Source organism: Paenibacillus glucanolyticus, from assembly GCF_037333485.1.
GTDB lineage: Bacteria > Bacillota > Bacilli > Paenibacillales > Paenibacillaceae > Paenibacillus_AQ > Paenibacillus_AQ glucanolyticus.
Map to the genome: position 1 here is coordinate 5,729,031 of NZ_CP147845.1, position 12,782 is coordinate 5,741,812.

Here is a 12,782-nt window from a genome sequence, read left to right on the forward strand (position 1 = left end):
AACTATGTGAAGTATGACCGTTCTTACTTCTTTAACTCACTCGGGCTGACGCCGAAGTACTTTTTGAAGATTTTGCTAAAATGCTCCGGGGACTCATAGCCGACCCGCTCGGCAATCTCGTACCGGCGAAGATCCGTGTTCAGGATCAGAGACCTGCTCTCTTCCATCCGAAGCTTGACCACATACTCCCATAGGCTGCTGCCGGTATATTTTTTGAACAGATAACTTAAGTAGTTCGGGCTCACGTGATTGTTCTTGGCCACCTCATGTATCGTAAGTCCCTTCTGACGGTAATGATCCTCGATGTACTGCCTGGTATTCTCAACGATCCGGTTGCTCTGGCTCGAAAGCACCTCCTGCGACGTTTCATGGGCATAGTTGTGCCAATTGAAGTCCCCGTAATAAAACACATGAAAATCATGCAGCTGCTGACTCCACAGCATCGCCTTATCCGCCTGACGGCTGAGCACGCTCAAAAATTCGGTCCCCCTCAGGATTTGGCTTATTCCCACGGTACAGCTCTGCTTCAGGTGCTGCTCCACGTGGTGGTGCAGGCTCCGGCCAATCATCTCCAGATGATGGATCTTTCCGCCCGCATTCTCCTCCATTTCCTGTTCGTTCCATTGAAGGATGATGTTGATATCCCGCTCCGGCGAGTAGAACGCCAGGGTGTGCGGCTCCTGCTCCAGCAGCTCTTTGGCAATATTCAGCGTTGCGTATTGAATCAGGCGTATGTCTTGTGAGGAAAAAGAAGATTCGGTGCCTTGCTTCAGGGCAAGCTTCATCTTGATGACGGCAAAATAAGGACCGATCAAGCCGAGCTCCGACTCGTCGTGCAGATCGGCTAACTCTGACTGCTCCGGCTCGGTTGCAAGCCGCTGATTCAGCCGCTCCGTTCTCCCGGACGGAGGCTCATCCATCCGAAAATGCTCATTGTCCGCCATGAGAAACTGCTCTACCTGAGGTGCAGGTTTATCCAGCTTCAGCAGTACACTGCGAACCGAATCCAGAAACTGCTCGCTGTTCAGCGGTTTGATCAAATAATCCCTTGCCCCGAGCTGGAGCGCCCGCTGCGCGTATTGGAACGTTTCATGGGCTGAAATAATGATGGTCTGGACCCATGGCTTCACAATCTTGGCCTGCTGCATCAGCTCGATGCCGTTCATCTCACCCATCTGGATATCGGTGACCAGTAGATCAATATCTCCCATTCGTATGTAATCCAGCGCCTCCTGCCCGCTATAGGCCGTTGCAATGTCGTCTATGGCAAGCCCCGAAGACGTTAGCAGTCCCGCTAAGCCTTTGCATATCAACGGTTCGTCGTCTACCACCAAAATGTTGTACATCAGGAGACCTCCTGTTCGTTTAAGGTAATGGTTGTTGCTTCCATCCGGGGGATCGTAATGGTCACCCGGGTCCCCCCTTCATCTCTTGGTTCATATTGCAGTCCGTATCCACTTCCATAATGCAGCTGAATCCGCTCATGGATATTGCGGATGCCATAGCCCAGCGAATGATCCGGGGCTTCATCATACAGCAGCCTGCGGATGGATTCGTAATTGACCGGACGATAGCCGTTGTCCTCGATGACAATCCGGCAGTGTCCATCCTCCAGATGACCGGATATGCGGATGATTCCGTCCTCGCCCATATTTTTAATGCCGTGAATAATGGCATTCTCCAGCAGCGGCTGCAGCGTAATCTTCGGCACATGATTCACCAGCAAATCCTCCGGAACCTCCCAGTGGACCGCGAACTGGTAATCATAACGATTCAGCTGGAGATTAATATAAGCCCCCGCATGCTCAAGCTCTTCCCCAAGCGTAATGAGATCCCGGCCTCTGCTGAGACTGATCTTCATCAATTTGGACAGATCCTTGATCATTTCGGCAGACTCCGTATTCCCTTCCATCGTGCTCTTCCAGTAAATGCTCTCCAGCGTGTTGTACAGCAGATGAGGATTTATCTGCTGGTAGAGAAGCTGCAATTGCGCCTCCTTCTGCTTCAAATCCATACGGTATTTGTAATGGATCAGATCATTCAATCGGCGGGCCATGTCATAAATCGTGGAGATCAGGACACTGACCTCATCCTTTCTGCGCCGATACGGGGTTTCCGGCACAATGTTCCCCGGTTCATAGCGCCGTACAAAATGGGCCAGCTTCTGGAGCGGTGTCATCAACGACTGCCAGAAATAAAAGACGATGATTAGGCCCACAACAAAATAAGCGATGGAGATGACCTGGATGACCCGCTTCATCTCGCTTTGCTGGGCGAGCAGCGTTTTGACAGGAACCTTATAGACCAGCTTCTGCTGAAGCATATAGTTATAATCGATGACGTAGATGAAATCCGAGGTAATAACGTCCATGACGCCCATGGTAGAGCTGCCCGGATCAACCTCGGGCGGCAGCTCAAGCGTCCCCGCCAAGCCTTTTACCGATGAAGTCAAAATATTGTTGTTCCAGTCCGTCAAATAGAGCTCCCCGTCCGGTATGGATACCGTTGATAAGGACTCTCCGATCCGCGCATCCAGATTGGTAACAACCAGAACGCCGATGGTTCCGCCCTGATAAATATTGTTGACGGCCCGCACGTAGCTTAGGGTCTCTTGATCCTTGCGCCCTTGCACCGGGGGTGACAGATGCTCCATGCGCCGCAAATATCCGTTGCCCTTCATCGCCACGGCTTCATCAAACCAAGCCGGCTTCTCATTCTCGTCCGAGAAGAAATACACGCCTGCTTTTCTGCGTTCGGGGTAATAAGGAGCAAAAAAGTAACTGTTGTCGGGGTCATACACATAGAGAGAGTAATAAACCGGTTCGCGCTCATCCGTCTCCTGGGAGAAGGAAAACAGCATCTTTTCAAGGCGTTCATAGTTCTTCACCCGCTCCAGAACACTCCCCTCGGAAAAGGTGCCGAGCTGCTGGATCTGCGAGTTCTGAATGACTGTAGAGGTTACTTTGTTAACGGTTTCAATGTCCCGGTTGATGAGCTTGAAATTCTGTTTGTTCAGCTCGATATAGGCATTGGTCACATGGCGCTTCAGAATTTGACCAGCCATGGAATTCCCGTAGGCGTTGAGTGCAAACAACGGGATGACCAGCACCAGGAACAGCAGAATCATCTGCTGTTTAATATTCATGCGGCTTAGCGGATTTTTGAAGCGGTTCTTCATCTGCCCTTGCACCTCCGGCTTTTTCAAGCATATCAACAATCAAATGGAACCAGCGTAGTCATTCCTACGGAAATGATGCGTATTTTTACGATGAGATACGAAGTCTCAACTGGAAGTATTAGCCTCGGGGCATGTAATTTCCTGCTAGCTCGTCGGGGTTTGCAGGGGGCGTGGCTTCGGGGGGACAAAATTCAAAATGCCCCCATACGGGTCCGAGCGGACGGAATGGAGGCTTTTGTAACGGATATTTACTTGGAACTTTGCAACTCGATTCGATGCAAAAGGGAAAATCCATTGTGTCTATCAACAGATCGAATACGTTTAGGAGAATGTGGAGTTAAAACCATTGTGCGACGTTTCATTGTCGAGTGACAAGAACCCGGCATTCAAGCGATCCATCATACGGACGATGATCTTCCCCCCTTTCTCGGAGAACATTTTACCATCGCGCAGGCATCGCGCGGGACTCCGAATATGGGCGACTTCGCCTAAGGAGACCGTTCGCCTCCATTCTTACTGGGCCGTTAAAATCAGTGGTCCATCCGGCGTAATTGCAATCGTATGCTCATATTGCGCCGACAACTTGCCGTCGGCCGTTCTCGCCGTCCACTGATCGTCGTCAATCGTGATATGGAACGTACCTTCGTTGATCATCGGTTCGATGGTAAACACCATGCCTTCCTTTAGCCGGATGCCTTTGCCAGCTACGCCGATATGCACGTAGTTAGGCTCCTCGTGCAGGCTCCGCCCGATCCCGTGAGCCAGCAGATCACGCACGACCGAATACCCATTCGCTTCCGCATGCTGTTGTATCGCCGACGTTATGTCACCGAGCCGGCCCCCTGGGATAGCCCGGGCGATCCCCAGATCCAGGCATTCCTTGGTCACCTTCATTAATTTTTGCGCTTCCGGCCGGATATTGCCCACCGCATAACAATGGCAGGAATCGCCGAACCATCCGCCATATTCCACGACGATGTCGAGCTTCAGCAAGTCGCCATCCATAAGCACCCGGTTTGAAGGAATGCCGTGGGCCACCACATCGTTGACCGAAGTGCAGGTTTCGGCGGGGAAACCGTTGTACCCCTTCGTAAACTGCTTGCCGCCCAGCTTGGTGATGTGTCTGGCAACAAAGTCATTGATCTCCCGGGTGGTGATCCCAGGCTCAATCAGCTTGGTCACCTCGCGGTAGCAGTCCGCAACGATTTGGCTCGCCGGCTTCATCTCTTCGATTTCCCTAAGTGATTTTAAGATAACCATCTTTTGTTTATTCGCTCCTTATCCATTTTATAATTTTAATAACCGGGCGATATCCCTGGCCTCTTCGTGCAGCTTTCCGCGGCGCAGCGAAAGCGAGGCGCAGCCGACCAAGGCGGCCAGCAGCATCTCCGCGTGCTGCAGCAGATCCTGCGGCTCCGCAGCGTTTCCGCCGGAAGCGGCTGCCCCGTCCGCCGCATGCCCGCTTCTCAGCAGCGCGGCAAGCGGCGTGAGCACCTCCCGGCGAAAGGCAGCCAAGAGCGGGATCGAGCGCCCTTCAGGCAGCGCGGCAAAGCCCTCACCGGCCAGCTTATGCAGCAGGTACAGGGCGTGGTCCTCCGCCCAAAGCTGCATCAGCCGGACACCAGCGGCAGCGACGGGACCAAGCTCTGCGGCCGTTACACGGCTTCCGCTTCGGGAACCCGCGGCAGCCGAGTTCCCGGTATCCGCCGCAGCAGCCAAGCGGAAATGCCCGCCCGCCGGTGCCATCCCCGCATCTGAATCGTGTGGAGCTTCCATCGGAACCTCCAGCCATTCCCCGGCCCGATCCAACGCGTCCCACAGCAGATCGTGGAGCAGATCGCCCTTATTGCTGTAATAATGATATACCGTGCCATAGCCGAGTCCCGCCTGTGCGGCTACATCGCGGATTTCCAGTAAAGGTCCTTTATTCAAAAAAACATCGGCAGCCGCTTTCCGAATTTGCGCCAGACGCCGCAGCCGGATCTCTTCGTTTTGCTCCTTCGTGCGTGGAGTCATCTTCTCCGTTCACCTCTTTTATTTTTGACCTACTATTATGTCAATATAAAACATCGGCTGGCGAATAACAAGAGGCGAACCGGAAGATTTCCGGCTCAAACCTGAAAACGGTGTCTGGCCAGCGGGTAGCCCGAGCTGAGGTTAAGCACTTTATTTCAGATCTCTCTACCAGGCGTTACGCTGCAATGCCAGCAGTCCACTCATTTCATCCTAAGCTGCCGCCATATCCCCTCTACCCATAACTGCCCAGGGACTGAACCAGCATATCCGAGATCATGGCAGCGGCCCCGGTCTTCTCGATGGCGATCGACATCGGAACGCCAATCAGTACGAAACACCGGCCTGAATGAACTCATATGAATAACATCACACTGCTGCCGGATCGTCTTCATCCTATGTCTCAAAAAAGTTCCCATTAAAAAAGCTGAACCGGCTTGATTCAGCCGGTCCAGCTATTCTACGCATGAATATTACAAATTAATGAATGCCGTACGCAATTTGGAACTGTATTGAACATCAAAACCAAGACCGGATGCAATCACTGCGAGTGGAACGTAGGTTTTGTCTTCCTTCCCTACTTTTTGCAGGAAAGCTGGTGTATCAATCGGTACAGACTTTCCGTTGACCTGAACGGTTTTGGCACCGATCTTCACCACAACGGTCTGATCTCCGAAGGAGATCGTTGCACTGGACGTTTTATTTTCCCATTTTGTAGTTGCCCCAACTGCATTCACGATATCCTGAATAGCTACGTAGTTCAGATTGTCGCGAAGAATCGGCTTAAACGGTGTATTCAGCTCCTGCCCCTTCACGACGATGCGCATCGGCTGCCCCACCTCCTGAACAGGGGGTTTCTTATAGCTGCCCCAGATCGTCTCTGCAAACACGCTGGCCATCGTCTCATATCCGTATTGGTTCGGATGAATATCATCTTTCAGGATATGGGTCATCGTCAGCTCAGAGCCCACGAACTTCTTGGCAACATGGGCGACTTTGATATCTACGCCCTGACTCGCAAATCCGTCAGCCACGCCTTCCACCAGCTCCGTGAATTCACCGGATGATGCGAGCAGTTTGGCGTATGCGACTTCGTCCGCGATTTTCGGTACCGGATTGTACTGGTCGGCCACTACAATCGCAGCATCCGGATTCATGGTATGCAGATTGGTAATTACAGCCGAAACATTGTCCGTGTACAGCTTGAACAGTTCCTGCATTTTCGCCTTCAACTGCTCGTCGCTTAGGGTTCCCACCGTGCTGACCAGACTCATCATGTCATTCCCGCCGATAGTAATCGTGATCAGATCTGCGTCAGCGATGACAGGCTTGGCTTTCGCTGCTTCTGCTCCAATCTGCTTGGTGCGCGGGTCAATGCTGCTGAGACCGGGCTGTATTTCCTCTGCTGTAATGTTCCGTTCATCTGCAACGGCCTGGACATAATGGTTCAACCCGTCGGTCTTCAAACCGCCGATGCCCAAATTCGTCACTTCCGTTCGACCGTAGAACAATCCCTGCTCATACAGCCGATCAACAAAGCCATAGGGCTTGCTGTTCAGATCCATACCCGGCTCATACCCAACGGTCAGCGAGTCCCCCAGTGTTACGATACGATATGTATTCTTGGCTGTCACATCATCGGCAAAAGCTGGTGCAACGCCCGGTGCGACCAGTGCCACCGCGAGCGTCAAGGTGCCGGTTACTGCGGCCAGCCCCTTTTTCCATGGTTTAAACATGCCATCACTCCCTTAACATCATAAATCTGATTCAGCCTTATTTTACCACCACAAACCTGTGAATGGTACCGCCATCAGCTTCTTAATCGTGGTTTCATCAGCAGATAAGCAAACAAATAGCCTAACGATGCAACTCCAAACCAAGCAAATATCCCGGGCGTCCCCGTCAGATACAAGCTGGGCAGTATGGACCATCCAAACGCAATCAGCAGCAGCAATCGGTACGAATAGAACACTGCGATAAGTGCCAAACAGCCGGGAAGAAAAAGCATGATAAAAGTATTTAAGGCAGGACTCAAGTTCGTGCCATCCGTATACGGATTGAAGAAAATAAGGATGAGCCAGAGCAATATGGAGCCCATACCTGAAAGTCCTGCAACAATATGTGAAGCCTTAAGCTTAAGCCTCAGCCGAACTCGCAACGCTCTTCCCCCATCCATGTCAATTGTAAACACCCGAACGAGACCCGCTCCATCATAAAAAAGAATGGACAGCCGCTCAAGTGCTGTCCATTCTCCGTTTGCCAACCTATAGTGATATTATGCACTCTCACAGCAAATGTTTCCTGAAGCGCTATCAAACATCTTCACCTGATTCCTCAGGCTTATCCTTCTTGATCGTCTTATCCATATACTTATCGTACCGGCCATCAACTTCCTTAGCCATACTGCGGTATTTCTGGGTCTCCTCCACGATGGGATCGAGCTGGGTCTGAATTCGGATCTCATATTTCGGAGAAAGAAGCCGGCGCTCCTCTTTCTCCCGGTCCCTCTGCTGCATTTCACCTTCCGTCAACATCTCGCTGAGCTGGCGCTCCAAATTCTGATCTGATTTCTCATTCATCGCACGCATACTCCTTTATCAAGCGGTTGTATGTGACCTGCATTTTCTTTTGTTTGTTCCAGGGGTTAACGGACTGATGCTTCGCCCGCATCTTTTAGTGTGTCCAGAAACCGCTGATGGATCAGCCCGTTCGTTGCTGCCAAATGACGTACCGACAGATCGTAAGGACGCCCCTCCGTATCAGTCACTTTGCCACCGGACTCCTGAACCAGCAAGGCACCCGCCGCAACGTCCCAGACACTCAAGCCGTGCTCCCAGTATCCACTGAGCCGGCCCGCCGCAACATAAGCCAGATGAAGCGCGGCGGAACCGCCGGCTCTCACATTGCGTACCTTCGGCAAAAGCGCCTGAAGCTCTGCCATATTCAGCGGCAAGTTGACCGTGCTGTCAAGAGGAAAGCCTGTGGCAAGCAAGCTGTCCGATAACTGCTCTTCCTTGGAAACATAGGTAGGGTTGCCGTGAACGTAGGCTCCCTTTCCTTTTTCCGCAACAAATAATTCATCCCGGGAAGGGTCATATATGACACCGACGATGACTTCGCCATGGTGAGCCAGTGCAATGGACACGGAGTAAAAAGGGAATCCATGCACGTAATTCGTCGTTCCGTCAACAGGATCAATGATCCAGAGATACTCTTCGTCTTTTGCATCATCCAAAGCCTTCGCATAGGCTTCGGTGCCGGGAGCAACCCCTTCCTCTCCAAGAATCGCATGGTCTGGAAAATGGGTCAGAATCAGCTTGCGGATCATCTGCTCCGCACCTTTGTCCACCTCGGTTACGATATCCTGCGCGGACGTCTTCGTGCTGAGCTGTTTCACGGTACCCAGCTTGCTCTCAATCCATTCACCCGCTTTCGCGGCACAATTAATCGCTACAGCGGTGTAGCTTTTACTGCTGACAACATAAGGAATCTTTTCGTTCTCATTCAAAGCGCTCACTCTACTTTCTATATAAATCTAGTGATTTTGGCAATCCCTACATCCTATTCAATTAGTACGGGAACGAAAGGGCAGCGTCTCAAAAAATCCGCCCTATTTCAATAAAAGTCCGTCCTATGCTGTGCACCTGAATGCTTGGCGAGAACGAACTTTTTTATCCAATACGATAGCTTGAGGAGAATCTGTGTTCCGTACTTCCAACGTAACCCAAAATCCATCAACTTGCAAGTCATAACAGGCTCTCTTATGGTTTTAGGCATTTACTTCGATGGAGGCCCCGTCCAGAATCGTTACGCCCTCTCCCGCATAATCTCCCAAATCCTTCATCAGACCAAACAAGGCGCCATCCTTCATCTTGGCCTCAATCATAACGTCCACCTTCGGCGTAGCGCCCGCAATCTTCCGTAAAAATGCCAGCAAAGGCACAACGTCCACCCCGTCTGCATGGCTTCGGATATCTGTAGGGCTTTTGGGACTGGACACATGAATCTTCGGCGGCAGCGGTTGTATCGACTCAGAGCCTTCTTGAGCCAGCGGCGTCTCCCAGGTGCGGAGAATGGACGGCCACAGCTCCCAAGGCGCCTCACCATCATTATTGACCCACTGATGATGGATATCCAGCACCATCGGCAGCCCGGTCTGCTGGCATACCGCCAGCGTCTCCTGTGCGGTAAAGGTTTTATCATCATTCTCAAGTGTCAGACGTTCCTTGATGCTCTGATCAAGCGCATGAAAGTGCTCAACGAATCGGACTGAAGCGCTGGGCTTGTCCCCGTAGGCGCCGCCGATATGGATGTTGTTTTTCATGGAAGCAGGCAACCCCATCGCCTTCAACATATGGACGTGTGACTCCAGGTCCCGAATGGAATTAATCAACACTTCAGGTCGAGGCGTGCTCAGCACCGTGAAATGATCCGGATGAAACGACACCCGCATCTCATGCTTCTTCACAAACTCCCCGATGGCCTGAAAGCCCTCCTTCAGCGCCGGGAAAGGGTTCCAATCATGCATATCATTGTGCGTGGCAAGCGGAATCAGCTTGGACGAGAAACGGTACACCTTGATATCATGGGCCAGATTATGTCTCAATAACCGAAGGGTATTATGTAAATTCTCGTTCGCGATCCGCTCCAGTTTGTGTATGCCGGCCTCACGGTCATCCAGCTTCGTAAAACTCTTCATGGTCATTGTCTTGGAGGGAGAAGCGTTCTGCACAACCGTGGACATGGCTACATAACCGAAACGGACAATCATGCATGGTCTCCGAAGAACATCTCATGAGCGAGCGCGGTCTGAACGCGTGCTTCCTCATCCGTCAATTTGCGGATCAGCTGCAGCTCAACCGAGGTTACCTCACGACCCTGGAAATTAATCTCCGATACACATGCCGTAATCAGGACAATCGCTACCGCCTGGTTATCCGGCGTATAGGCGATGACCTTCTGTCCTGTCGGAAACACCCTCAGTCCGTCCTTCAGCATTTTGCCGCGGCCGTATTCCAGCAGCTCGTAGAGCTCCTGCTCACTCTTAAACTTACAAACAGAATTGAACTCGGTTTGAAATCCCATATCTCGAATCTTCCTTTCATCCCAAAATATTAGACTCAAGGGGAGCCGTGATGAATAGCGCGGACTCCCCCTGGTCAATCGTATCCTATTGTAAAACGGCTAGCTTATGCCTGGTTCTCATAAATCAAGGATTGCTTGCGGTTGTACCGCTCAAGCCCCAGCTCAATCATCCGGTCGAGCAGCTCGCGGTAGGAAACGCCTGTCTCCCGCCATAGAAGGGGATACATGCTGAACGGCGTAAAGCCGGGCATCGTATTCACTTCATTGATCAGAATCGCGCCGTCGGAGCGGCGTACAAAGAAGTCCGCGCGAGTGATTCCGCCGCCTTCAATCGCTTTGAACGCGTTAATCGCGAGCTCGCGCAGGCGATCAGCCACATCCGGCTCGATCTCCGCCGGGATTTGCATCTGTGACTGTCCGTCCGTATATTTGGCCGCATAGTCATAGTATTCACTGGAAGACACGATTTCACCCGGAACGGATGCCATCGGCTCATCATTGCCGAGCACGCTGACCTCCACTTCACGGGCATCCACAAACTCTTCCACGATGATCTTGTCATCGAACCGGAGGGCGGATTCAATTGCCGACTTGAGCTGCTCCCGGTTCTTCGCCTTGGAGATGCCGACGCTGGAGCCGAGGTTAGCCGGCTTGACGAAGCTTGGGAAACCGAGTTTGTCCTCGATGTCCTTAAGCACGTCGTACTGCCCCTGTTCCCACTGCGTGCGATTGAAGTAACAATATTCACATTGCGGTAATCCCGCTTGGGCGAACAGCTTCTTCATCACGACTTTATCCATGCCTGCAGCCGATGCAAGCACGCCGGTGCCTACGTAAGGAATGTCCGCCATTTCGAACAATCCCTGAATGGTCCCGTCCTCGCCAAACGTTCCGTGCAGCAGCGGAAACATAATGTCCACTGCCTGATTTTCTTGACCATACAGCCTGCTGAACACAGCGTTCAGAGCCGTCTGCGTCCCTTCCCCTTCGGCCAGCTTCAAATCCTCCAGTTGGCTAAACGGAGCTGATAGCTTGCTCCCGATTCTCCAGGTTCCCTGCTTCGAAATATAAAAAGGAATCATTTCGTATTTATCAAAATCAAAAGCGTTCATGACTGCAAATGCCGTGGAAAGCGACACCTCATGCTCGCCAGATTTTCCCCCGTATACCAAGCCAACCGTTAATTTATCCTGTTCCATGTTTACCTCTCTCTTGTCCGTATTGCAGCATGACATGCTGTCATCTTAAAAATAATCGGGTATATGGTAAAACCGATACTCGGTGTTGTCGTTCCATGCGTAGGAATCCCGGTAGTCCCAGTAGCGATGACGGCTTGATACCGTATGAGCATTGACCAGCGGCATACCGCCAGCATCAAATGCCGTCACAATGGTGCTGTGCTGAAACGCCCCATCACCGTCCCAATCATACACGATGACATCCCCAAGCATCAGCTGCTCAGGCCGTTCTACCCGCTCGGCTCGCAGTCCCGAGGTACTGGAGTTCAAATAATGCGCGAAGCTGTTCGAAACCGCCCAGCTGTAACTCCACCATTCCCGTTTGCTTACATACCCCTTGTACCACCATCCCGTTTCTCTTTTACCAGTATAGAGGATTGGGGCTTTACCTGCAAAGAGGCACTGGGAGATATAATTGGTGCAATCCACGTCAAATTCTTCAAACTCCGGATTGCCGGAATCCCACCACCTGTCGGCATAAGCAGCAGCGGCTTCACGCTCGTATCGACCGGACCGCGGACTGCTGCCAGCCGAGTAAACACGACCATTCATGAATGGAGTGGACGGTTCTCTTCCAGCCGAGTCCTGGCCTGTGAACGAAGCATCGGTTCTTTGCAAGGGATGGCGTTCGTCCTGCAGACGTTCAATGCCAACGATCAGCCAGGCTTCCCCATCACGGATCAGCGTCAGCCGCTCCCGTGACACCGTGTCCTCACGGTGCGTCATGCCTCTTTTCTCATAATAGAACACGCTGTGAAGCCTTACATCGGCAACAACGTCATCCTCCGTCTCTCTGAGTACACGCTGGAGCCGTGCACGAGTCTCGCTCTTTAGCGGGGTTGCTTCGCGCAACTCGTACCATGACTGCAGTCGGAACTGCCTTTCTCCTCTCTCTACCAGGAAATTCAGATCTGCTACAATTTGCTCTTTCAGGCCTGAAGAATAGTCCACGCGATTTTGGTTATATTGATTGACGTAAATATATAAAGCTTGCTTCCATGGCTTCTCTGCTTGCTTCAGACTGTTCATCTTCTCTCCTCCTCTGACCTTGCCTTTCACGCAGTTCCCTATCACAACTATATGAAGCAAATCTTCAGGCTATGAACTTCGGTAAAGAGAATACAGAAACACTGAATCAGGGCAGCCGTGTCAGCTTAAAAAACGGGCGAATTTTCACGGTTTTGAAATACGTTTCTTCTATAAAAAATGCTTTACGCGGCGAGTTGAAAACGTTATACTTAAGTTAGTTAATTTATGAAATTAGGTTT

General features: G+C 51.7%; 12 protein-coding genes. All 12 read right to left on the bottom strand.

The features are described from left to right. Positions 1-23 precede the first annotated feature (23 nt). On the bottom strand, positions 24-1,346 hold the full coding sequence (locus WDY75_RS26565; protein ID WP_063478571.1) for a response regulator: 1,323 nt from the start codon (positions 1,344-1,346) through the stop codon (positions 24-26). Then, positions 1,346-3,178, bottom strand: a complete 1,833-nt coding sequence (locus WDY75_RS26570; protein ID WP_006208223.1) for a sensor histidine kinase — start codon at positions 3,176-3,178, stop codon at positions 1,346-1,348. The genes WDY75_RS26565 and WDY75_RS26570 overlap by 1 nt, the downstream gene beginning before the upstream one ends. A gap of 513 nt (positions 3,179-3,691) precedes the next feature. After that, positions 3,692-4,438: a type I methionyl aminopeptidase gene (gene map / locus WDY75_RS26575; RefSeq protein WP_006208222.1), complete on the bottom strand. Its 747-nt coding sequence runs from the start codon at positions 4,436-4,438 to the stop codon at positions 3,692-3,694. A 27-nt stretch (positions 4,439-4,465) separates the two neighbouring features. Beyond that, positions 4,466-5,194 carry a TetR/AcrR family transcriptional regulator gene (locus WDY75_RS26580; RefSeq protein ID WP_063478570.1) on the bottom strand — a complete coding sequence of 243 codons (729 nt, stop codon included), beginning with the start codon at positions 5,192-5,194 and terminating at the stop codon, positions 4,466-4,468. A gap of 470 nt (positions 5,195-5,664) precedes the next feature. After that, the gene (locus WDY75_RS26585; RefSeq protein WP_006208220.1) at positions 5,665-6,927 is read right to left on the bottom strand and encodes a stalk domain-containing protein; all 1,263 of its coding nucleotides are present in this window, start codon (positions 6,925-6,927) and stop codon (positions 5,665-5,667) included. Positions 6,928-7,001: 74 nt separating this feature from the next. Beyond that, positions 7,002-7,349, bottom strand: coding sequence for a hypothetical protein (locus WDY75_RS26590; RefSeq protein WP_228029882.1), 348 nt, complete (start codon positions 7,347-7,349; stop codon positions 7,002-7,004). A gap of 154 nt (positions 7,350-7,503) precedes the next feature. Then, positions 7,504-7,770 (bottom strand): hypothetical protein, encoded by a 267-nt coding sequence (locus WDY75_RS26595; protein ID WP_006208218.1) that lies wholly within the window; start codon positions 7,768-7,770, stop codon positions 7,504-7,506. A 65-nt stretch (positions 7,771-7,835) separates the two neighbouring features. Continuing rightward, positions 7,836-8,699: an inositol monophosphatase family protein gene (locus WDY75_RS26600; protein ID WP_006208217.1), complete on the bottom strand. Its 864-nt coding sequence runs from the start codon at positions 8,697-8,699 to the stop codon at positions 7,836-7,838. Positions 8,700-8,960: 261 nt separating this feature from the next. Further along, the gene (uvsE, locus tag WDY75_RS26605; protein ID WP_063478569.1) at positions 8,961-9,962 is read right to left on the bottom strand and encodes a UV DNA damage repair endonuclease UvsE; all 1,002 of its coding nucleotides are present in this window, start codon (positions 9,960-9,962) and stop codon (positions 8,961-8,963) included. Continuing rightward, positions 9,959-10,276, bottom strand: a complete 318-nt coding sequence (locus tag WDY75_RS26610) for a hypothetical protein (RefSeq protein ID WP_006208215.1) — start codon at positions 10,274-10,276, stop codon at positions 9,959-9,961. Before WDY75_RS26610 ends, uvsE begins: the two co-directional genes overlap by 4 nt. A gap of 104 nt (positions 10,277-10,380) precedes the next feature. Next, positions 10,381-11,475 (bottom strand): D-alanine--D-alanine ligase, encoded by a 1,095-nt coding sequence (locus tag WDY75_RS26615; protein WP_063478568.1) that lies wholly within the window; start codon positions 11,473-11,475, stop codon positions 10,381-10,383. Positions 11,476-11,520: 45 nt separating this feature from the next. Beyond that, complete coding sequence (locus tag WDY75_RS26620; protein ID WP_036638768.1) at positions 11,521-12,543, bottom strand: amidase domain-containing protein; 1,023 nt, start codon at positions 12,541-12,543, stop codon at positions 11,521-11,523. Positions 12,544-12,782 lie beyond the last annotated feature (239 nt).

Bases quoted from the DNA above. Each gene is read 5' to 3' on its own strand.
- map (WP_006208222.1), bottom strand. From the start codon at position 4,438: ATGGTTATCTTAAAATCACTTAGGGAAATCGAAGAGATGAAGCCGGCG.
- WDY75_RS26565 (WP_063478571.1), bottom strand. From the start codon at position 1,346: ATGTACAACATTTTGGTGGTAGACGACGAACCGTTGATATGCAAAGGC.
- WDY75_RS26585 (WP_006208220.1), bottom strand. From the start codon at position 6,927: ATGTTTAAACCATGGAAAAAGGGGCTGGCCGCAGTAACCGGCACCTTG.
- WDY75_RS26595 (WP_006208218.1), bottom strand. From the start codon at position 7,770: ATGAATGAGAAATCAGATCAGAATTTGGAGCGCCAGCTCAGCGAGATG.
- WDY75_RS26620 (WP_036638768.1), bottom strand. From the start codon at position 12,543: ATGAACAGTCTGAAGCAAGCAGAGAAGCCATGGAAGCAAGCTTTATAT.
- WDY75_RS26570 (WP_006208223.1), bottom strand. From the start codon at position 3,178: ATGAAGAACCGCTTCAAAAATCCGCTAAGCCGCATGAATATTAAACAG.
- WDY75_RS26615 (WP_063478568.1), bottom strand. From the start codon at position 11,475: ATGGAACAGGATAAATTAACGGTTGGCTTGGTATACGGGGGAAAATCT.
- WDY75_RS26580 (WP_063478570.1), bottom strand. From the start codon at position 5,194: ATGACTCCACGCACGAAGGAGCAAAACGAAGAGATCCGGCTGCGGCGT.
- WDY75_RS26610 (WP_006208215.1), bottom strand. From the start codon at position 10,276: ATGGGATTTCAAACCGAGTTCAATTCTGTTTGTAAGTTTAAGAGTGAG.
- uvsE (WP_063478569.1), bottom strand. From the start codon at position 9,962: ATGATTGTCCGTTTCGGTTATGTAGCCATGTCCACGGTTGTGCAGAAC.